The organism is Bacillus sp. USDA818B3_A (assembly GCF_009928415.1).
Classification (GTDB): domain Bacteria; phylum Bacillota; class Bacilli; order Bacillales; family Cytobacillaceae; genus Neobacillus.
On sequence record NZ_JAABNN010000002.1, the window covers coordinates 19,579 to 41,148 of the forward strand.

General features: G+C 40.2%; 21 protein-coding genes. 4 read left to right on the top strand and 17 right to left on the bottom strand.

What is annotated here, in order from left to right; all coding sequences use genetic code 11:
* Positions 1-83: 83 nt before the first annotated feature.
* Positions 84-236, top strand: coding sequence for a Spo0E family sporulation regulatory protein-aspartic acid phosphatase (locus GXK58_RS03260; protein WP_202171288.1), 153 nt, complete (start codon positions 84-86; stop codon positions 234-236).
* Positions 237-271: 35 nt separating this feature from the next.
* On the opposite strand, the gene GXK58_RS03265 is transcribed toward GXK58_RS03260, so the two are convergent.
* The 8 genes from GXK58_RS03265 to yneA all read right to left on the bottom strand — a co-directional run bounded on the left by GXK58_RS03265 (position 272) and on the right by yneA (position 8,429).
* On the bottom strand, positions 272-2,065 hold the full coding sequence (locus tag GXK58_RS03265; RefSeq protein WP_160719838.1) for an ABC transporter ATP-binding protein: 1,794 nt from the start codon (positions 2,063-2,065) through the stop codon (positions 272-274).
* A 1-nt stretch (position 2,066) separates the two neighbouring features.
* On the bottom strand, positions 2,067-3,818 hold the full coding sequence (locus GXK58_RS03270; protein ID WP_160719840.1) for an ABC transporter transmembrane domain-containing protein: 1,752 nt from the start codon (positions 3,816-3,818) through the stop codon (positions 2,067-2,069).
* A gap of 149 nt (positions 3,819-3,967) precedes the next feature.
* On the bottom strand, positions 3,968-4,183 hold the full coding sequence (locus GXK58_RS03275; RefSeq protein WP_160719842.1) for a YneF family protein: 216 nt from the start codon (positions 4,181-4,183) through the stop codon (positions 3,968-3,970).
* A 73-nt stretch (positions 4,184-4,256) separates the two neighbouring features.
* A complete protein-coding gene (gene sirA, locus GXK58_RS03280; RefSeq protein WP_160719844.1) occupies positions 4,257-4,697 on the bottom strand; it encodes a sporulation inhibitor of replication protein SirA in 441 nt (146 codons plus the stop codon).
* A gap of 258 nt (positions 4,698-4,955) precedes the next feature.
* Positions 4,956-6,962, bottom strand: coding sequence for a transketolase (gene tkt / locus GXK58_RS03285; protein WP_160719846.1), 2,007 nt, complete (start codon positions 6,960-6,962; stop codon positions 4,956-4,958).
* Between the two features lie 184 nt (positions 6,963-7,146).
* Positions 7,147-7,377, bottom strand: coding sequence for a DUF896 domain-containing protein (locus GXK58_RS03290; protein ID WP_160719848.1), 231 nt, complete (start codon positions 7,375-7,377; stop codon positions 7,147-7,149).
* 71 nt (positions 7,378-7,448) lie between these two features.
* Positions 7,449-8,096: a YneB family resolvase-like protein gene (locus tag GXK58_RS03295; protein WP_160719850.1), complete on the bottom strand. Its 648-nt coding sequence runs from the start codon at positions 8,094-8,096 to the stop codon at positions 7,449-7,451.
* Positions 8,097-8,108: 12 nt separating this feature from the next.
* Positions 8,109-8,429 (bottom strand): cell division suppressor protein YneA, encoded by a 321-nt coding sequence (yneA, locus tag GXK58_RS03300; RefSeq protein WP_160719852.1) that lies wholly within the window; start codon positions 8,427-8,429, stop codon positions 8,109-8,111.
* Positions 8,430-8,589: 160 nt separating this feature from the next.
* On the opposite strand from yneA, the gene lexA reads away from it, so the two are divergent.
* Positions 8,590-9,213 carry a transcriptional repressor LexA gene (gene lexA, locus GXK58_RS03305; RefSeq protein ID WP_160719854.1) on the top strand — a complete coding sequence of 208 codons (624 nt, stop codon included), beginning with the start codon at positions 8,590-8,592 and terminating at the stop codon, positions 9,211-9,213.
* Between the two features lie 149 nt (positions 9,214-9,362).
* Here lexA and GXK58_RS03310 read toward each other — a convergent pair whose 3' ends face one another.
* From GXK58_RS03310 to hflX, 5 genes are all read right to left on the bottom strand, one after another.
* Entirely contained in the window at positions 9,363-9,632 is a 270-nt protein-coding gene (locus GXK58_RS03310) for an excalibur calcium-binding domain-containing protein (protein ID WP_237389558.1), read from the bottom strand.
* A gap of 604 nt (positions 9,633-10,236) precedes the next feature.
* The gene (gene glnA / locus GXK58_RS03315) at positions 10,237-11,571 is read right to left on the bottom strand and encodes a type I glutamate--ammonia ligase (protein ID WP_160719856.1); all 1,335 of its coding nucleotides are present in this window, start codon (positions 11,569-11,571) and stop codon (positions 10,237-10,239) included.
* Positions 11,572-11,608: 37 nt separating this feature from the next.
* Entirely contained in the window at positions 11,609-12,013 is a 405-nt protein-coding gene (locus tag GXK58_RS03320; RefSeq protein ID WP_160719858.1) for a MerR family transcriptional regulator, read from the bottom strand.
* Positions 12,014-12,151: 138 nt separating this feature from the next.
* Entirely contained in the window at positions 12,152-13,423 is a 1,272-nt protein-coding gene (locus tag GXK58_RS03325) for a methionine gamma-lyase family protein (RefSeq protein ID WP_160719860.1), read from the bottom strand.
* A gap of 14 nt (positions 13,424-13,437) precedes the next feature.
* Complete coding sequence (gene hflX, locus GXK58_RS03330; protein ID WP_160719862.1) at positions 13,438-14,697, bottom strand: GTPase HflX; 1,260 nt, start codon at positions 14,695-14,697, stop codon at positions 13,438-13,440.
* A 200-nt stretch (positions 14,698-14,897) separates the two neighbouring features.
* On the opposite strand from hflX, the gene GXK58_RS03335 reads away from it, so the two are divergent.
* Entirely contained in the window at positions 14,898-15,536 is a 639-nt protein-coding gene (locus tag GXK58_RS03335; RefSeq protein ID WP_160719864.1) for a trimeric intracellular cation channel family protein, read from the top strand.
* 20 nt (positions 15,537-15,556) lie between these two features.
* On the opposite strand, the gene spoVK is transcribed toward GXK58_RS03335, so the two are convergent.
* The 3 genes from spoVK to miaA form a co-directional block, all read right to left on the bottom strand.
* Positions 15,557-16,504 (bottom strand): stage V sporulation protein K, encoded by a 948-nt coding sequence (spoVK, locus tag GXK58_RS03340; protein ID WP_160719866.1) that lies wholly within the window; start codon positions 16,502-16,504, stop codon positions 15,557-15,559.
* Between the two features lie 193 nt (positions 16,505-16,697).
* Positions 16,698-16,928, bottom strand: a complete 231-nt coding sequence (hfq, locus tag GXK58_RS03345; RefSeq protein WP_007083878.1) for an RNA chaperone Hfq — start codon at positions 16,926-16,928, stop codon at positions 16,698-16,700.
* A gap of 26 nt (positions 16,929-16,954) precedes the next feature.
* Positions 16,955-17,911, bottom strand: a complete 957-nt coding sequence (gene miaA / locus GXK58_RS03350) for a tRNA (adenosine(37)-N6)-dimethylallyltransferase MiaA (RefSeq protein ID WP_160719868.1) — start codon at positions 17,909-17,911, stop codon at positions 16,955-16,957.
* 295 nt (positions 17,912-18,206) lie between these two features.
* Between miaA and mreBH the strand changes: the two genes are divergently transcribed.
* Entirely contained in the window at positions 18,207-19,214 is a 1,008-nt protein-coding gene (gene mreBH / locus GXK58_RS03355) for a rod-share determining protein MreBH (RefSeq protein ID WP_160719870.1), read from the top strand.
* A gap of 439 nt (positions 19,215-19,653) precedes the next feature.
* On the opposite strand, the gene mutL is transcribed toward mreBH, so the two are convergent.
* The gene (gene mutL, locus GXK58_RS03360; RefSeq protein WP_160719872.1) at positions 19,654-21,570 is read right to left on the bottom strand and encodes a DNA mismatch repair endonuclease MutL; all 1,917 of its coding nucleotides are present in this window, start codon (positions 21,568-21,570) and stop codon (positions 19,654-19,656) included.

Below are 21,570 nucleotides of genomic sequence, written 5' to 3' on the forward strand. Positions count from 1 at the left end.
ATATGACTCTTTCATTTTACTAAAATATTTTAGGAGATACTCCGGAAAGGACTTCGGCCGTGTTAAAACAAGATTTAATTAACATGATAGAAACTAAACGTGCTGAATTAATTCAAGTCGCCATCACAAACGGCTTGACATCCTCCGTTGCCATCCGCTACAGCCAGGAACTTGATAAGTTATTAAATGAATATCATAAAATATATATAAAGAAAGTTCCATCAACCGCACTTTAATACATAAGCCTGGCAATTATGCCAGGCTTTTTCTTTTAATTAACAACATCCTCTAAACGCTCTGCAGCTCCGTTTTGCAGCAGGAACATCTTATGATACAATCCTTCAAGAGCAAGCAGTTCTTGATGGTTCCCCCGCTCGACAATCTCCCCTTGGTGCAGGACCAGTATTAAATCGGCATCCTGAATGGTTGATAAACGGTGGGCAATCGCAATGGTCGTCCGGCCTTTCCGCATTTTCGCCAACGCCGTTTGAATCATTTCTTCTGTTTCCGTATCAATATTGGCTGTTGCTTCATCTAGCACTAAAATTTTAGGATTCGCTGCAATTGTTCTTGCAAAGGCAATTAATTGCCGCTGGCCGCTTGAAAAAGTAGAACCTCTCTCCACTACTTTATGCTCATAACCTTCCTCCAGCTTTTCAATAAACGTATGGGCTTGAACGAACTCTGAAGCCTCTTGTACCTGTTCATCGGTTATGTTTTGGTTATGGAGCCGGATATTATCTTTTACAGTACCAAAAAATAGGAACGGATCCTGAAGCACGAGACCCAGTTTCTCTCTTATCTCAGGTTTTGTATACTGCCGGATCGATTTCCCGTCAATTAAGATTTCCCCTCGTTCAAATTCATAGAAGCGCATCATCAGATTAATTATCGAACTCTTTCCGCTGCCAGTATGACCGACAAGAGCAACGGTTTCCCCTGGATTGGCTGTAAAGGAAATCTGCTTTAAAACATCCCTTTCACCATCATATGAAAAGCTGACATCCTTAAACTCAATCTTCCCTTGTTCAATCATCAAACCTTTTTCCTGCTTCTGGGCTGGTGCCAATTCTTCCTCATCTAATAATGTAAATACACGCGAACCGGCAACGATGGCTTGCTGGTATAAAGAAAGCCTCATCATCATTTGATTCACAGGTTCAAAGAAACGGTCTAAATAATTAATAAACGCGTAAATGACCCCAACTTCCACACTTTGTGAGAATGACGTGATCCCAAAGTAACTAAGGACAAGGATTAACGCAAAAATATAAATAAGGTCTATCGCCGGTCTTAATAGTAATCCATCAATTTTGATATTTTTCATTCCAGCGTTATAATGCTTTTCATTGATACTGCCGAATTCCTTACGAAGACGTTTTTCTTGGCGGAACACTTGAATGATGGACATACCGGACAATGACTCAGCGAGCTTCGCATTTAATTGACCTAATCGCTCACGCATATCAAGGTAAAATTTTGAACTTAATTTTCTGTATAAGTTCATCACAAACAACAAAATCGGCAAAATAATTAAACAAAATAAAGCAAGCTTTACATTTAAAATAAACATGGCGATAAAGATACCTGTCAGTAAAAAGCCGCTTTGAATAAAGGTAGCAATGACCGTAACAAACATATCCTTTATTGCTTCTGTATCGTTTGTAACCCTTGAAACAATGCTTCCGGCTGGTGTTTTATCAAAATATTTTAATCCAAGAGCCTGCACCTTGGAAAAAACATCAATTCGCAGCTGCTGGATAATGTTGAGAGCGATCTCCTGAAATTTGACCAATTGAAAGAACAACAGAATCGCTTTAACGATTTGTATTCCCATATAGATAGATCCAAGCACCATCAGGGGCTTAAAGCTAAGCTTACCTGGGGTTAAATAATCATCAATAAAGATTTTCACGAGTAACGGAAGCACGATATCGCCAATTGTTGTTAAAATCAGGAGGACAAAGGCGAAGGTGATCATTTTTTTATGCGGCTTTGTGTAAGAAAGCAGATGGAATAAGATCTTTCTTTGTTCACGTTCTGTCAGCTGTATTTTCTCATCCATATCAATGTCCCCCATGCTCAACCAACTCTTCAAGCTGCTGGCGTAAATACATTTCCTTATACCATCCGTCATTTTCCATCAGTTCTTCATGTTTTCCCCGCTCCATGATTTTCCCCTCATCAATGACTAGGATGAGATTGGCATGTTGGATGGCACTTAACCGGTGCGAGGTGATAATGGTCGTTTTTCCTTCTCGATTCTGACGTAACGAGGAAAGAATCGCTTCTTCTGTTTTGGCATCGACAGCAGATAAGGAATCGTCTAATACCAATACCTCCGGGTTCATCAATAGGGCACGAGCAATGGAAATTCGCTGTTTTTGCCCGCCAGATAAGGATACACCACGTTCCCCTACCACGGTTTGATAACCATCCGTAAACTGGAGGATATCCTCATGAATATTCGCTAGTTTTGCTGCCCTTTCGATCTCATCACTTGAGACTTCTGGATTAGTAAAGGCAATATTCTCGGCAACGGTTGCAGAAAACAAGAAATGATCTTGCGGGACATAGCCAATCGCTTCCCTAAGTTTTTCAAGTTTATAGGTATGAATCGGGTTGCCGCCAAAAAGTATTTCTCCTTGAAAACCTTCAAACTCACGGATAAGCAATTTTAACAGTGTCGTTTTTCCTGATCCCGTTTTCCCAACGATACCAAGCGTCTCCCCTTTCTTAAGTGAAAAGAAGATTTCTGTTAAAATATGCCTAACATCCCCTGGATAGGTGAATTCATTAATCCTATACTCGATATCCCCCATTGGCATGTCGTCGATTGCATCAGGACGGTCTGTGATTTCTACCTTTTCATTCAGGAGAGCTATGACACGGTCGTACGAGGCACGCCCCCGTTCAACGATATTGAATAACCAGCCGAATGCGAGCATCGGCCAAATTAATAACCCTAAATAGGTAGTGAATGCAATTAGTTCACCAATGGTCAGCTCCCCATTAAGGACATATTTTGCACCAAACGTAATCGATAGGAAGAAAGAGATTCCAACGATAATTGAGATGGTAGGGTCATAGAGGGAATCAATCTTAGCAACCACTATGTTTTTTTGCACAACATCTTCTGATTGTTTTCGAAAATCCTCAATATCTTCCTGTTCCTGACCAAATGTCTTTATGACTTTAATCCCAGTAATACTCTCCTGTGTTTTATCATTAAGCGAGGAAAAAGCCTCTTGTGCCTTGTGAAAACTTTTATGCAACATCGTCCCAAACCAACTGGTCAGTATTACCATAAACGGCAGTGGGATCAAGCAAATTAGTGTAAGTTTCCAGCTGATTGTAAACGCCATCGCAATAATAACAAAACCGCCAGTAGAAAGGGAGTCTACAAGTGTAAGAACACCCATCCCCGCTGTCTGCTGGATGGCTGATAGATCATTGGTTGCATGGGCCATCAGGTCCCCTATTCGGCTTTTTTGGTAAAAGGATGGTGACATCTTCGTAAAGTGATAATATAAGCGGTCTCGGAGAAGTCTGCTTAATTTTACGGAGGAACCAAAGATCATAATCCTCCAATAATAACGAAGGATATACATCATAAGTCCCACGGCTATTAGTACGATCATCCACTGGATGAGCCTGCCGGCAGTAATGGTTCCTTCATGGATATCATCCGTAAGAATTCCAATGATTTTTGGAGGAATTAACTGAAGGACTGCGACAAATAACAAAACTAAAATCCCTGATATGTACGCTTTTTTCTCTTGTTTAAAAAACCAGGCTAACTCTAAAAATACTTTCAAATAAACACCCCCAAGTGACAAAACCGCTTGTATCGGAAAAAAACTCCGAACATCGAGGTATTTATTTTATCAAATTTTTACAAATTATTAAATACTTAGAAATGTATCAATAAAAAAAAAGCACCCATCTATGTGAGTGCTTGTCCGTTTTATTTAGATTGCTGCTTGTTCATGGCTGCCATCATTTGGTTGATCTTCTTTTGAGAAGGTTTCATACCCATTTGCATCATCATCATTTTTAACATTTGTTCATTGATTGGCGGATTTTTCTTCAAGTAGGTCATCATATATCTACGAGCAATGAAAAATCCTAGTGCTACACCAGCCGCTAATGCTAGTATACCAACCAGTACATATAATAACATTAAACTTCCTCCTTCATGTTGTCTACCATACAGTGTACTAAATAAAACGGAATAAAACAATATCTCATTTCAATTAGACAAATTTTCTTTCTTTAATAGGTTTTAACCATCCATACCGCTCATGTTCAAGGTCAATTGCTATAAAGGAAGTTTCGCATTTTCTTAATACTTCAAAAAAAGCAGTTTCTGCTTCATAGCTGCCCTCAGCTTCAACTGTAATTAAATCTTGAAAAACCTCTAACCTTGCCGTGCTTAGTTTTCCACTTAACGTAATGGTGTATGCACCATGATCGGCTTTAAATCCCTTCATTTTACCAAGCTGTTTTTGAAGAAGATTATGGATTTTTAGGACCTCTACCCGTTTTGTTATATATGTAATTTGTTTTTGTGTAATAAATTTTAGCTCACCGTCTGCTGCATGATGTTCATGAAAAAGCTGAAAAAATATTCGCTCTCGTCCGAAGTAATGTGCGGCAAATTCATCTTCTATTAAGTATAGCTGATATTTTCTCACCACTGTTCTCTCCTTCGCCTGAAACACTTTTTTCTATTATAAAAAAACATCATCAAAACGTTTGTCTTACGGCGCCAAAAACTTTCACTACTTTTGTCGATAATAAGAATCTATTTATGTAATTTCGGTAAAATTCAATACTTTCCTTTAAAAGCAGCCCTTTGTTCATAATATTGTAAAAGCTGGTGTAGCTAAAGACATATATCTATACCAAGAGAAAAAAAAGAGAACGGAAAATCCGTTCTCTTTTAACCTAAATTATTTTTGTAATAGAGCCTTCACACGAGCAACTACATTACCCACGTTAAAACCGTATTCTTCCATAATCTTTTCTCCTGGTGCAGATGCTCCGAATTGATCGATGGCTAATACATCGCCTTCATCACCAGTATATTTGTGCCAGCCTAATGATGCACCCATTTCAATTCCAAGACGTTTCTTCACATTTCTTGGAAGGACTGAATCTTTGTATTCTTGAGACTGCTGCTCGAAACGATCCCATGATGGCATGCTGACTACAGAAACTTGTAGTCCTTCACCAGCAAGTACTTTTTGTGCTTCAACTGCAAGACCTACTTCAGAACCAGTTGCGAGAATCAATGCATCTGCTGTTTCTTTTTCAGCAGGAGATACCACATATGCACCCTTTGAAACTCCCTCGTAAGCATTTGTATCTGTTCCTTTTAATGTAGGTAAATCTTGACGAGTCAAGATAAGAGCAGTTGGCTTGTCTGTTGATTCAACTGCTAGCTTCCAAGCAGCTGCTGTTTCGTTTCCATCTGCTGGACGGATGATAGAAAGGCCTGGCATTGCACGTAATGCTGCAAGCTGTTCAACAGGCTCGTGTGTTGGGCCGTCTTCCCCAACTGCGATACTATCATGTGTAAATACATAAGTAACAGGTAATCCCATGATTGAGGCTAAACGGATAGCAGGACGAAGGTAATCAGAGAACACGAAGAATGTTCCACCAAATACTTTAACGCCGCCATGAAGGGCAATACCGTTCATGGCTGCACCCATTGCAAATTCACGAACACCAAACCAGAAATTGCGGCCTTCATATGAACCTGGCATATAGTCTGCTGAACCTTTGATCATTGTTTTATTAGAACCGGCAAGGTCTGCTGAGCCACCAATGAAGATTGGAAGGTTCTTTGCAATTCCGTTTAGAGCTTCCCCAGAAGAGGCACGGCTTGCTAGACTCTTTCCTTCTTGATAAACCGGAATATCCTTATCCCATCCTTCAGGAAGTTCATTATTTAGAGCCTGTTCAAGCTGAATAGCTAATTCAGGATACTCATTTTTATATTGTGCGAACATTTCGTTCCATTCTTTTTCCTTCTTCTCACCATTTTCCACGATGAGTTTTTGGAAATTATCATATACCTCTTGTGGAACGTGGAAATCTTGTTCAAATGTCCATTTATATGCATCTTTTGTTAGCTTTAACTCGTCGGCACCTAGTGGAGCTCCGTGAACACCTGAAGTACCTGCACGGTTTGGTGAACCATATCCGATGATCGTTCTAACTTCAATCATTGTCGGACGGTCAAGGTCGTTTCTAGCATCTTCTAATGCTTTAGAAATCTCTTCAAGGTTGTTTCCGTCTTCTACACGAAGGTATTGCCAGCCGTAAGCTTCAAAACGTCCTTTTACACTCTCAGAGAAAGATTTATTTAAGTCTCCATCAAGAGAAATATCGTTTGAATCATAAAGAACGACTAATCGTCCTAGTTTAAGATGTCCTGCAAGTGAAGCCGCTTCTGCAGAAACACCTTCCATAAGGTCCCCATCACCACAAACACTATATGTAAAATGGTTCACAATTTCATAGTTATCTTTGTTATAAACACTTGCTACATGACGTTCTGCCATTGCCATTCCGACAGCCATTGCAATCCCTTGTCCAAGAGGACCAGTTGTTGCTTCTACGCCTTCTGTGTGGCGATATTCAGGGTGTCCAGGAGTCTTACTTCCCCATTGACGGAATTGCTTAATGTCGTCCATACTCAAGTTATAACCGGATAAGTGAAGCATGCTATATAACAATGCAGAGCCATGTCCTGCAGATAGAACAAAACGATCACGGTTGAACCAATGAGGATTCTTAGGGTTTTGGTTCATGAATCTTGTCCATAATGTATAAGTCATTGGTGCAGCGCCCATAGGCATACCTGGATGACCTGAGTTTGCTTTCTCAATTGCATCTATGGAAAGAGTACGAATTGATGTTACTGATAAATCATCGATAGTATTAAACATGAATTACATCCTTTCTTAATCGCAAATACTAAATACATCCTTAATATTATCCTGCTAGGGCCATTAATTCAACAAATAAACAAAAATATAGACAGAAATATCACTTTATTTCTTATTTTTGCACAAACATGAGGGTTGTATGTATAATAAAACCCCGCTTAATAAATATAAGCGAGGGAAAAAATTAATGAAGTGGTCTATTCTTTCTAACTTTTATTTTTTCAGGTGTCACGTCATTGCCTTCTGGGTCGATAAACTTTGTATTTGTTAATGTATCGAGCATATTTGCCCGGAAAGTAGCCAAATATTCACTTCTTAATTTGGATTGCTCTTTAGCTTCTAACTCGGTTAAACCGGCAGATTTTGCTTTTCTAGCAAGATCATTAATGCGAGCCATTTTTTCTTTTGATAGCATTTCTATTCACCCTTTCTATCAAATGCAGACAATTGATTTTACTAAAAAAAAGCCCTTATGACAAGTAAGGGCTACAGATTCTCGGATTCTATATATTCTTTGTATCTTCTATGTACAGTTGCTTTTGAAATGTTATACCCAAACCCTCTTAGTGTTGCTGCAATTTCGGCAAACGTCAGGTCATTATTCCGCAGCCGGATAATTTGGTCTATTGGCACCTCTATTTTATCTCTGCCTGAAGATTCCCCAAGATTCTTTAAGTTCTTTTCGGGTCTATAACCTTGTTCTACCGCTCGTTTCATGCCTCGTTTTATTTTCACATTATGCAGTTTTCTCTGATATTCCTCAACCATACTGACAATCTGCAGTACCATTGAATCTGATTCAGACAGTTGTAGTTCTCCATTGTGGGAGATACTATAAAGCTGGATCCCTTCTTTTAAAATGCAGTGAAGGAGAGCAATTTTCGCATTTCCTCTTCCCAGACGTGTTTCATCTTGAATAAGCATCGCTTTTACTTGTGGTTCTTTAATACGTTCTAATACCTCCAGGATCCCGTCTCTTTCAAAATCATAACCACTCGCTTGTTCTTTTATGATGGTGTCGATTTCAAATCCATATTGGTTCGCAAGCTGGATTAGTTCTTCTTCTTGACGTTTTAAGGAGGTTTCCTGTGTTTCTTTATTGGTGCTGACTCTGCAGTATATGATTGCTTTCATATGTTTCCCTTTCTATTCTTTTGGGGCACTTGCAAGTTCTGTTGTATCGGAGGATTCAGTTTTACTTACCGGTATTAAAATTTCTTCACCCGGGAAGATTTGATCTTTTATATTTTCGTTGTGTTTTTTTACCCAGCTGACAAACTCCTTGTTGGATAAGGTATGCTGGCCTTCATACTGATCTGAAATTTTCCAGAGTGTGTCCCCTTCAGCCACGGTGACTTTTACATATTGTTCATTCGATTGATGTTTTAATAATAATATAAAAGCTAAAGCAAAGCTCAAAATAATGAGAGTAATAGCATATGAGTATTGATTCCATAATTGTTTCATGTTCCGCACCTCTTATAAGAATATATGTTCTGCTTTAATTGTTTTCATTATAGGACGAACATTCGTTTGGTGTCAACCATTTTCTCGAACTTATGTTTGTATAAGATGGCAGAACATGCTATAATTAAGACAACAATAACCAGGCGAGGTGCATTTTATCATGGTAAAGATATCAAAGCGGCAGCAGGATATCCTGGAGTTCATTAAGGGAGAGGTTAAAAGTAAGGGATATCCGCCTTCGGTTAGGGAGATTGGTGAAGCGGTTGGACTTGCATCCAGTTCTACTGTTCACGGTCACTTAGCGCGCTTAGAGAGCAAAGGTCTCATTAGAAGAGACCCTACGAAACCTAGAGCTATTGAAATACTAGATGCAGATGAAGCTGCACAGATTCCTAGAAATAAAGTTGTCAATGTTCCAGTGGTTGGTAAAGTAACGGCCGGTTTACCAATCACAGCGATTGAGAATGTAGAAGAATATTTCCCTCTTCCTGAAAGTTTAGCTCCTGCAGATGAACAGGTGTTTATGCTAGAAATTATGGGTGAGAGTATGATAGAGGCTGGAATACTGGATGGGGACTATGTGATTGTGAAGCAGCAGCAAACGGCTAACAATGGGGAGATTGTTGTCGCGATGACAGAGGATGATGAGGCAACGTGTAAGAGGTTCTTTAAGGAAAAAGACTACATTCGTCTGCAGCCGGAAAACTCTACCATGGATCCTATCATTTTACGGAATGTATCGATATTAGGAAAAGTTATTGGGGTTTATCGTCATATTCATTAAACTAAGAGAGCTGAACTAGCTCTCTTTCTATTTGGTAATATTTAATAATCAAAAAAGCGCTGATCTTTTTATCCAGCGCTTTTTCAAGTCTATGGCAATTGTAATTGATTATGACTCTGTTAATAGAGATACTACCGCTTAATCAAGATTTATCTTTCACAGGCTATGTAATCTTTATCTCTGTCGCTCTTTTTATTTGCATCATATAGAGCTTTTGATACAAATGGTTTGTAGTATGTTTTTCCACCTTTATTTTTTACAGTAGCAGCGCGGGCTACTCCGCCTTTATAGACCTTATTTAATTCTGTACAATTTTTGAAAGTTACAATTTTTGTTGCTGCTTCAGATTCTCCTGCAGAGCCAAGAGTTAGTCCTATCAATAGTGCCATCGGAATTCCGACTGTCAAAAATTTTTTCAAGATGTACCCTCCTTCGTTCTTAAGTTTGATGAATTTAAGGCCTTATATAGACCTTTTTTCCTATTATCATTTTAATCACTATGATAAGAAAAATAAATGAGTATTTTTCGACAGTTTTCAACCGATAAAAGCAGCTCTCAACCTTCGAACGTTCATTGATGCGAGTGCTTCGTCCGATGAGGATGCTTTCAACCTTCGAACGCCCATTGATGCGGGTGCTTCGACCGATGAGGGTCGCTTTCAACCTTCGAACGCCCATTGATGCGGGCGCTTCGACCGATGAGGATAGCCTTCAACCTTCGAACGTCCATTGATGCGAACGCTTCGACCGATGAGGACAGCCTTCAACCTTCGAACGCCCATTGATGCGGGTGCTTCGACCGATGAGGATAGCCTTCAACCTTCAAACGTCTATTGATGCGGGCGCTTCGACCGATGAGGACGACTTTCAAGCTTCGAACGCCCATTGATGCGGGCGCTTCGACCGATGAGAGCAGGACTCAACCTATAGTACTTATTATAAATGCGTCGAACCAGTTCTTTTATACACAACACAAAAAAGCCTTGCCGCATAATTCGCGACAAGGCTTCCTTATTTTAGCTCTTAGTACATGCTCATGTACTGATCGCGTTCCCATTGGTGAACGACCGTACGGAACATATCCCACTCGATTTCTTTTGCTTCAACAAAGTGTTCGAAGATGTGCTCTCCCAAGCCAGCAACAATTACTTCATCAGACTTAAGTTCATCTAATGCACTTGCTAGAGTTGCTGGAAGATCGACGATGCCTTCTTCGATTCTTTCTTCCTTGCTCATAACGTAGATGTTACGATCCACTGGAGCCGGAGGAGTTAATTTATTTTTAATACCGTCTAAACCAGCTTTTAATAGAACAGCCATAGCTAAGTATGGGTTCGCTGCTGGGTCAACACTACGTACCTCAACACGTGTGCTTAATCCACGTGATGCAGGAATACGGATAAGTGGTGAACGGTTCATAGCAGACCATGCTACATAACAAGGTGCTTCATAACCAGGAACTAGACGCTTATAAGAGTTTACTGTTGGGTTAGTTACAGCTGTAAAGGCTGGAGCGTGCTTAAGGATACCAGCAATAAATTGACGAGCTGTATCACTCATATCTAAGTCGCCGCCTGGCTCATAGAATGCATTTTCATTGTTCTTGAATAATGAAAGGTTCATGTGCATACCAGATCCGTTTACACCGAATAATGGTTTTGGCATGAATGTTGCGTGTAAGCCGTGCTTACGAGCAATTGTTTTAACAACAAGCTTAAATGTTTGGATTTGGTCACATGCAGTTAATGCATCTGCATATTTAAAGTCGATTTCGTGTTGTCCTGGAGCTACTTCGTGGTGAGAAGCTTCAATTTCAAAGCCCATTTCTTCTAGCTCAAGAACGATATCACGACGGCAGTTTTCACCTAGGTCAGTTGGAGCTAAGTCAAAGTATCCGCCTTGGTCGTTAAGTTCTAGAGTTGGTTCACCTTTTTGATCTAATTTAAATAAGAAGAATTCTGGCTCAGGTCCAAGGTTGAAGTTAGTGAATCCTAACTCTTCCATTTCTTTTAATACTCTTCTTAGGTTGTTACGCGGGTCACCTTCAAAAGGTTTACCTTCTGGAGTATAGATATCACAGATTAAACGAGCAACTTTTCCTTTTTCTGCCGTCCAAGGGAAAACTACCCATGTGTTTAGGTCTGGATATAGAAGCATATCAGATTCTTCGATACGTACGAAACCTTCAATAGAAGAACCGTCAAACATCATTTTGTTATCAAGTGCTTTTTCCAATTGGCTGATTGGAATCTCCACGTTTTTAATAGTTCCTAGAATGTCAGTGAATTGAAGACGAATAAATTTTACATTCTCTTCTTTCGCCATCCGTTGGATGTCTTCTCTTGAATACTTTGCCATTTTAATTCCCCCTATTTTTCAAAAAGAATGATTAAAATTAATGGAAAAATCGAGACATATCGCCTTGGCGTAATGTAAATCGATTGTTTCTTCCAGAGTGCATTAATTCATTGCGGAGCAGCTTTCTTAGTTGTTCATCAGTTAGTTCTTGTTTTGCTTTTTCGGCTTGTTTTTCGATTACGTTTGTTTGCTGTTGCTCTTTGACCACGAACAGCTGCTTAATACCAGCCATGTTCACACCTTGGTCTATCAAGTCTTTAATTTCTAATAGTCTATCAATATCATTTAAACTGAATAGTCGCCTGTTTCCCTCGGTTCTTGCTGGAGAGATCAATTGGTGTTCTTCATAGTAGCGGATTTGCCGTGCGGTTAAATCAGTTAACTGCATGACCGTTCCGATCGGAAACAATGGCATGGAACGACGTATTTCACTCCCACTCACCAAATTTCTCCTCCCTTAACTCTAATCATATTGCTATTATATTTCTTGTTAGAAAAGATGTCAATGTTATGTAAGGGTTTCTTACATGGTTTTTTAGAAAAATTTAGGCATGTTAAAAACCTGTCACATTATTTTTACCTATTTCAGTTGGATTAATTCCTTTTCTATTAAATGATCCACCGCTAAACAAATGGCCATTTTAACATGAGAGTAGGTTAATCCTCCCTGAATGTATGCTACATACGGCGGTCTTAACGGCCCATCGGCAGTAAGCTCAATACTTGCCCCTTGAATAAACGTACCGGCAGCCATAATCACATCATCTTCATAGCCAGGCATATAGCTTGGGTGCGGAGTGACATAGGAATTAATCGGGGATGCAAATTGAATGGCTTGGCAAAATGAGACCATTTTATCCCGATCATCGAATTGAACTGACTGAATTAAGTCAGTCCGTTTGGCATTCCATTTAGGAGACGAATTCATACCTAATTGCTCTAGCATGGCCGCCGTAAACACAGCTCCCTTTAATGCCTGCCCTACAACATGCGGCGCTAGAAAGAAGCCTTGATACATTTCTTGAAGGCTATAAAGAGATGCGCCCGCCTCTGCCCCAATTCCAGGAGAAGTCATTCGGTAAGAGCAAGCCTCAACCCACTGTTTTTTGCCAACTATATATCCGCCCGTTTTGGCAAGGCCGCCGCCAGGATTTTTAATTAACGACCCTGCCATTAAATCGGCTCCCACATGGCATGGCTCCTGTTCCTCCACGAACTCCCCATAACAATTGTCTACGAAAACAACCAAATCAGACTTTATTTCTTTAACAAAAGAAATCATTTGACCGATTTCCGCTACGGTGAATGATGGTCGTGTTGCATACCCTTTCGAGCGCTGGATTCCAATCATTTTTGTGTTTGGTTTTATTTTTGCAGCAACCTCGTCCCAATTGATGGATCCTTCATCCGTTAATGCGACGCTGTCATACGAAATCCCAAATTCCCTTAACGAACCTACCCCATTGCCACGGATTCCAACAATTCCCTCGAGTGTATCATACGGTTTACCAGTAATATAAAGCAATTCATCTCCTGGTCTTAATACCCCGAAAAGGGCAATCGAGATGGCATGTGTACCAGAAATAATTTGTGGTCGAACAAGACCGGCTTCGCCGCCAAAGACATCTGCATACACCAGCTCTAATGTATCCCGGCCTATATCATCATAGCCATAGCCCGTTGACGGGATAAAGTGTGAATCACTAACCCGGTGTTTCTGATAGCTTTTTAATACGCGAAATTGATTACTTTCGATTCTTTCGTCTATTTCTTTATGTACTTCAGCGATTTGTTGTTCTACCTTTTTAACAATCGGCTGAAGGCTTTCCCCATTTTTTAACTGTTGAAACATGTTGTAGCTCCTAACTATATCGTGAATTTCTGTAGTTGTCCTGTAATTTGATGGTCTGGAAGTGTATAGCCTTTACATCGGTAAAATTCACCCTCTTCATCAAAAACAAGCTGTCTTAAGATGGTGTCATTTTTTAATTGTGATAGCAGCTTGCCTTCTGTTGAAGGAATTTGGACTTCATATGAATCCATCATGCCCATTACCACTTTTTCCATCTGTTCCTTTAATGCATGACGGTCATTTTCATCAAAGGCGCTGATAAAGATGGTCGGAGTATCTGCTGTCGGAACAAAATCAGGATGCTGGACATCCCTTTTATTATACACGGTTATTTGTGTAATATCTTTGACTTCCAGGTCATCAAGCAATTTTTTCACTGTTTTTTCATGCTGGTAATAATCCGGGTTGGACATATCCACTACGTGAAGAAGCAGGTCCGCTTCCTTTACTTCCTCAAGAGTCGAGCGGAAGGCAGCAATCAGGGTGGTTGGCAGATCTTGAATAAATCCAACCGTATCAGTAATCAATGCTAAAAAACCACTTGGTAAAATCAATTTGCGTGTCATTGGATCGAGTGTCGCAAATAATTGATTTTCCTCATAGGATTCCGCTTCGGATAAGCGATTAAAAAGTGTCGACTTTCCGGCATTTGTATAACCGACGATTGCGACTTGGAATGTTTTGTTTTTCTTTCTTCGCTCACGGTACCGATCCCGGTGTTGGACAATAACAGAAAGCTGGCTTTTAATATCATCGATTCGCCGGCGAATATGTCTTCGGTCTGATTCAAGCTTTGTTTCCCCTGGTCCTCTTGTCCCAATACCGGCACCTAGTCTGGATAGAGCTGTACCTTGTCCGGCCAGACGGGGAAGTATGTATTGCAGCTGAGCTAGTTCAACTTGAAGCTTACCCTCTTTTGAACGTGCACGTTGTGCAAATATATCTAAAATAAGTTGAGTTCGATCAATGATTCTTGCGTCCATTTCCGAGCCCAGATTTCTTTTTTGACTTGGAGAAAGTTCATCGTTAAATATGACAATGTCTGCTTCCAACTCCTCAACAAGGAGCCTTAATTCTTCGACTTTTCCTTTACCGATATAGGTGGCAGGATGGACACGGTCTCGTTTTTGAATAACGGAGGCGATGACCTCCCCCTGTGCGGTTTCGGTTAATGCTCCTAATTCTTCCATTGAGTAGTCAAAACGTAAATTCTCGTCATTGTTTGTTTGACAGCCTACGAGGATTACTTTTTCCTTCGTTTCTTTTTGTTCCACAGGCACCCTTCCTTCCTTAACTGTGCTCAAATTTCATCATAACAAAAAATCCCTGCAATCTCTAATTTTCCCCAAGCTTTTTGTTATTAAAAATAATTGTTGAAATTTTCACTCATCATGATAAAATTTTTATTGTTTGTTACGGACGTTTTTACTATTACCATTGTGTTTTTGTAGGGACACGCGGAGGAGAAAACAACATGACTTGGGAAGTATTGAGTATGATCGGTACCATTGCCTTTGCCATCAGCGGGGCAATTGTTGCTATGGAAGAGGAATATGACATTTTAGGAGTTTATATTTTAGGGATTGTAACGGCGTTTGGCGGAGGGGCGATTCGGAACCTGTTGATTGGAGTACCTATCTCCACTTTATGGGAACAAGGGTTATTTTTCCAAATTGCTTTATTAGCTATAACAGCGGTTTTCATATTTCCAAATAACCTTTTGCGGCACTGGCAGAAATGGGGAAATCTCTCTGATGCCATTGGCCTGTCCGCCTTTGCGATACAGGGTGCCATGTATGCGGAGAAAATGGACCATCCACTTAGCGCGGTGATTGTTGCGGCTGTATTAACCGGAATTGGCGGAGGAATTATCCGTGATTTGCTTGCAGGGAGAAAGCCGATTGTTTTAAGAGCGGAAATTTATGCAGTCTGGGCGATCCTGGCAGGACTGATTATCGGGCTTGAGATAGCTACTAAATCTTGGGAATTATATACCCTTTTTGTTTTAGTGACTGTCTTGCGTGTTCTATCATATACCTTTGACTGGAAGCTTCCTTCCCGGAGTCTCGAGGTCTCCCAAACTATACAAAACCAAAAACAAATCGGCGGATGAATTCCCGCCGATTTTTGCAATTAATCCTCCTCAAATACGAGGTCATTGCTTCTAAGTGTCATTAATTCATGTTTGTCATAGCTGTTTAACATTAACAGCCGCATGGCCTGTGCCCGTACCGATTTTTCAATGACATTACGGACATATCTTCCGTTTGAAAAACTATTAGGATTTAAAACCGCCTTTACCCAAATCAAATGATCTCTTAACTTTTTTTCTGCCTCATGACTAAACGTGTACTCTCTTTCCTCTAACATTCTGCCCGCAATATCCATCAGTTGATCGATGTTATAATCCGGAAAATCAATCACCAGCGGAAAACGGCTGTGAAGACCCGGGTTTAAAGTAAGAAAGTGATTCATTTCTCGTGAGTATCCAGCTAGAATTAAAATAAACTCATGCTGTTTATCCTCCATATGTTTGACCAGTGTATCAATGGCTTCTTTGCCGAAATCCTTTTCTCCACCGCGTCCTAAGGAATAGGCTTCATCTATGAAAAGAATTCCCCCCTGTGCCTTTTTCACTAAATCTCTGGTTTTTTGGGCAGTGTGTCCAATATACTCGCCAACGAGGTCCGCCCTCTCTGCTTCAATCAAATGACCTTTTGAGAGAACACTCATTTTTTGAAACAACTTGCCAATTAACCTTGCGACTGTAGTTTTTCCTGTCCCGGGATTTCCTTTAAACATCATATGGAGGGCTTGTTTTCTTGCCTTCAGGCCCATTTCTTCACGCTTTTTGTTCACATAAATCCAAGCGTAGATTTCTTTTATCATTCGTTTCATTTCTTCCATGCCAACCAATGCCCCGAGCTCTTCTTCAATTTCTTTTAGGGCCGTATGCTCTAGGGGAATGACCTTTGGAGCAACTTGAAAATCGGGTACTTCTTTTCTTACAGTTGTTCTTTCCTGTGAGTTGAGTACCACCCTTATTTGGCCGTTACTTTTTGTTCGAAATGGTTGATCCAAAGCTATCACCTCTCAATCTGCAAACAGTATACGTAAGGTAGCAAGTTTTAAGCTACACCGGAAGTGTTTAAGGTTAGGCATAATCCTTCAATTAATGTGTATTCATCTACAGTGGAATTCATTAAAGAAGATTTCTTTTATTTTCCGAAAACAAAAAAAGAGCCCCAGCTAATGGGCTCAATTTTATAAAATTTTATTGATTATCCAATTCAAGCTGGACGTTTCTTTGTGGCGCAAATGTAGAAATAGCATGTTTAAATACTAGTTGCTGTTTCCCCTCTGATTCAAATAAAACGGTAAAATTATCAAAGCCCTTAATTTGGCCTCTTAATTGAAAACCATTTAGAAGGAACACCGTTACATGGGTGTTGTCTTTACGGCACTGGTTCAAAAATTGATCTTGAATATTGATTGTTGTTTTCATTAGTATATCCTCCTCTTTTATCTCTACTAATATGTATTCGATTTTAGTTGAAGCTTTCCTTCAACATAATGTGAAATTTCAGCTATTTTTTTTGCTAAATTGTTCACATTCGTCATATCAAACCATTGTACATCCATTTTGTTCCGAAACCAAGTGAATTGCCTTTTTGCATATCTCCTTGAGTTTTGTTTGAGGGTTTCTACCGCGTCTTCCCATGATACTTTGCCATCTAAATAATCATATATTTCTTTATAACCGATGGCTTGAATGGATTGTACGTCCCGCAAGCCTTGATCATATAGGTCCTTAACCTCAGCAAGCAGTCCTTGATTGACCATAATATCTACTCTTAAGTTGATACGCTCATATAGTTTTTCACGATCCATCGTTAATCCGATAAGTGCCGTATCGTAAAGTAGGTCCGGCTGCTGCTTTTTCTGATACTCTTGCATGGTTTTACCTGTTAAATGAAAGATTTCAAGTGCCCGAATGACCCTTCTCACATTATTAGGATGAATTTGCGCCGCACTTTCCGGGTCAACCTCCTGCAGTTCTTTATGTAAAGCTTCATTCCCGATTTCTTTCACTCTTTCTTCTAACTCAAGACGGAAAGCTTCATCACCTGATACATCGGAAAATTGATAGTCATAAATGACAGACTGGATGTATAACCCTGTCCCGCCAACAATGATGGGAAGCTTTCCCCTTTTGGCAATCTCATTTATTTTTGCACGGACCAAGAGTTGAAAATCGGCTACTGAAAAAGCTTCTTCCGGTTCCTTGATATCAATTAAATGGTGTGGGATACCTTGCATTTCTTGTTTCGTTATTTTCGCTGTCCCAATATTCATACCGCGATAAATCTGCATGGAATCACCGCTGATAATTTCACCGTTATAGCGTTTAGCCATTTCAATGCTTAGATTGGTTTTTCCCACAGCGGTTGGGCCAATGATCACTAATAATTTTTGTTTGGAATCCACTTTTTTCTCACTGCCTTATCTTTTTTTCAGCGATGGACAGCTGTCCACCCCTACATGGTAACACAATTTTGAAAAGCAGTAGAACATCAAACAATTATATACAAAAATTTTCTTTTCTATGCGTATTTTGTTAAATGAAATTTTTATAACACCTTTCTTCAAAATATGACAAATAAATATATAAGTTTACAAAACCATAACGGTTCTTTTACAAAAGGCTTTTTACCCCCATATTCATGGTAGGCTAAAACGTAGGTTTTTATGAAATAATACTTTTAGAAACTAGGTGAATGGAATGCTTTCTAATTTTGATCTTGGAATTGATTTAGGAACTGCTAATATATTGGTTTATAGTAAGACTAAAGGAATTGTCCTTAATGAACCATCCGTTGTGGTTATTGATACGAATACAAAAAATGTGGTTGCAGTAGGACGTGAAGCTAAAGAGATGGTTGGGAAAACCCCTGAAAAAATCGTTGCCATCCGCCCATTAAAAGATGGGGTTATTGCAGATTTTGATTTAACCACTGAAATGCTTAAACATATGATGAGGAAGGCGTCTAAAAAGTTAGGCTTTGCGATCCGCAAGCCGAATGTTGTGGTTTGTATCCCTTCTGGTTCGACAAGTGTTGAGCGCCGGGCAATTGAGGATGCCGTTAGGAATGCTGGTGCGAAAAAAATCTCTTTAATCGAGGAGCCTGTAGCTGCGGCGATTGGGGCTGGATTACCAGTCGACGAGCCTGTCGCCAATGTGGTTGTCGATATCGGCGGCGGAAATACCGAAGTTGCGATTATCTCCTTCGGTGGTGTGGTGGCCTGTCACTCGATTAAAATTGGCGGGGATCGTTTGGATGAAGATATCGTTCAATATGTCCGAAAAGAATACAATGTCTTAATTGGTGAGAGAACAGCTGAGAACATTAAAATGGAGATTGGTTTTGGGCTTATTAAGCATGAGGAAAAGTTTATGGACGTGCGGGGCCGCGATTTGGTTACAGGGTTACCAAAAACTATTTCTCTATCATCATATGAGATTCAAAATGCAATTAGAGAATCCTTGTTGCATATTTTAGAAGCGATTCGTGCGACGCTTGAGGATTGCCCTGCTGAGTTAAGTGGTGATATTGTTGACCGCGGAGTTATTTTGACTGGCGGGGGTTCGTTGCTAAATGGAATGGAAGCTTGGCTGAGTGAGGAGATTTTTGTACCAGTTCAGTTGGCATCTAGTCCGTTAGAGTCTGTGGCTGTTGGAACTGGACAGGCACTTCAGTTTATTAATAAGATTCATGTTGGTATAAAATAGGTATTCTAAAAGGCTGCAGAATGGTTTCTGCAGCCTTTTTCAACGTTCTTTTATAAAAGATTTTTCCTGATTTGGTGAGAGGTTGTTGGGGACGGTTTTCTTGGAATTCTTACATTTTTAGTCCCCAAGAACCCTTATTAAAGACATTTACTTTGTAATCTTTACCAGTTTTGTCCTCAAGAATCCTTATTAAAGACAACTTCTTTGTAATCTTTACTAGTTTTGTCCTCAATAGCCCCTATTAAAGACAACTTCTTTGTAATCTTTACTAGTTTTGTCCTCAATAGCCCTATTAAAGACAACTTCTCTGTAATCTTTCCCAGTTTTGTCCTCAAGAATCCTTATTAAATACAACTTCTTTGTAATCTTTACTAATTTTGTCCTTAATAGGCATATGATTAAGGACAGTTTCAGTGATTTTGAAATCAAGATCACTAACTTACATCACTCGTTTAAACATCTTCTCCATCTCATAAACTGAATAATGAACAATGATCGGTCTGCCATGCGGGCAGGTGAACGGGTCAGAGGCTTTCCGCAGGTCATCGAGAAGCGCCTGGATCTCATCATTGCGTAAATGACGATTCGCCTTAATCGAGGCTTTACAGCTCATCATAATCGCTGCCTCTTCACGAAGCTTTTTAATATCCACCTTTTTCATCAATAAAACCTGTTCAATCATATCCTCAATGATCTGCTTTTCCTCCCCTTTTGGAAACCATTGCGGATGAGAGCGGACAATAAAACTATTCAAACCAAATTCCTCTAGAAACACGCCCACTTTTTCTAGCTCACTAAGATTCTCCATTATTTTTACATACTCATCTGTAGAATACTCTAGCGTAATCGGCACAAGCATTTCCTGTAATTCTGACTGTACCTGTCCTACTTTTTCCCGGAAATATTCATATTTCAACCGCTCCTGAGCGGCGTGCTGATCGATGATATATAAGCCATTTTCATTCTGAGCAAAAATATACGTACCATGCATTTGACCAATTGGGTAAAGACGCGGTATCCTGCTTTGGACTTCGTCTTCTGCCAGAGGAGTCCTTTCTATTGGCCGCGAATCACTTGGTTGGTAATTAACCTCTGAAGGAGTTTCAATAACATACGCATCTCCCTCTGTTTCCTCTTCCGTTTCAAAAATCGTTTCTCTAGTGATTACCTCTTGCTTAAAAGGAATGCTTTCAAATCGAGGAGACGGAATTGTTATCCTTTCCTGGATACTCTGCGTACTAGCGGGGGGCTCCCATGGTGTTTCAATGGGTTTACTACTCCTCACCGGTATTCCTTCATCCAGCGATAAAGCAGTTTGCTCCGATTTGACTTCATCTTTTTTCACAGGAGTATAAGCCGTTGGAATCAAGATTTTCGATTTAAAGGTATCCTTGATCATCGTTGTGACCAGTTCATTCAGCTCGGCTTCCTTACTAATACGGACCTCCATTTTTGAGGGATGCACATTGACATCCACCAGTAATGGATCCATTTCAATATTAAGATACACAATCGGATAACGCCCGATTGGAAGCAGGGTATGGTAGCCTTCCGAAATGGCTTTTGCCAGCGGGTAATTTTTAATAAAACGGCCGTTGATCATGGTCGAAATATAGTTTCTAGATGCCCTGGTTACTTCAGGCATTGAGGCAAATCCAGTAATCTTATAATCCAACGACGTACCCGAAACGGGGACAAGCTGTTTCGCAATCGCCAGCCCATAAATCGACGCCAGAACCTGGCGGACATCACCGTTTCCGTTCGTTTGCAGCAGTTTCCGCTCATTATGGATCAGCCGAAAAGCTACCTCCGGATGGGAGAGCGCCAATCGGTTCACCACATCGGTGATGTTACCAAGCTCTGTATGAATGGTTTTCATATATTTCAAACGAGCAGGCGTGTTGTAAAATAAATCGGTAATCGTGATATCGGTGCCGCGTCTAGCCGAAGCTTTTTCAAACACTTCGACCTTTCCGCCTTCAATCAGAACCCTGTTACCTGCCCCTTCTCCCGTAGAAGTCTTCATTTCCAGCCTTGAAACAGAGGCGATACTTGGCAGGGCCTCCCCGCGGAATCCGAGGGTCCGAATTCGGAATAAGTCATTTTCATTTTTAATTTTACTGGTAGCATGGCGTTGGAAGGCGATTAATACGTCCTCTTCTTCAATCCCATAGCCGTTATCGGTAATACGAATCTTCGCCAGTCCAGCTTCTTCTATTTCAATTTCAATTACTGTACTGCCGGCATCAATCGCATTTTCCACCAGTTCTTTGACGACAGAGGCAGGGCGTTCCACTACCTCTCCGGCCGCTATTTTATTTGATAATATCTCATCTAACTGGATGATTTTCCCCAT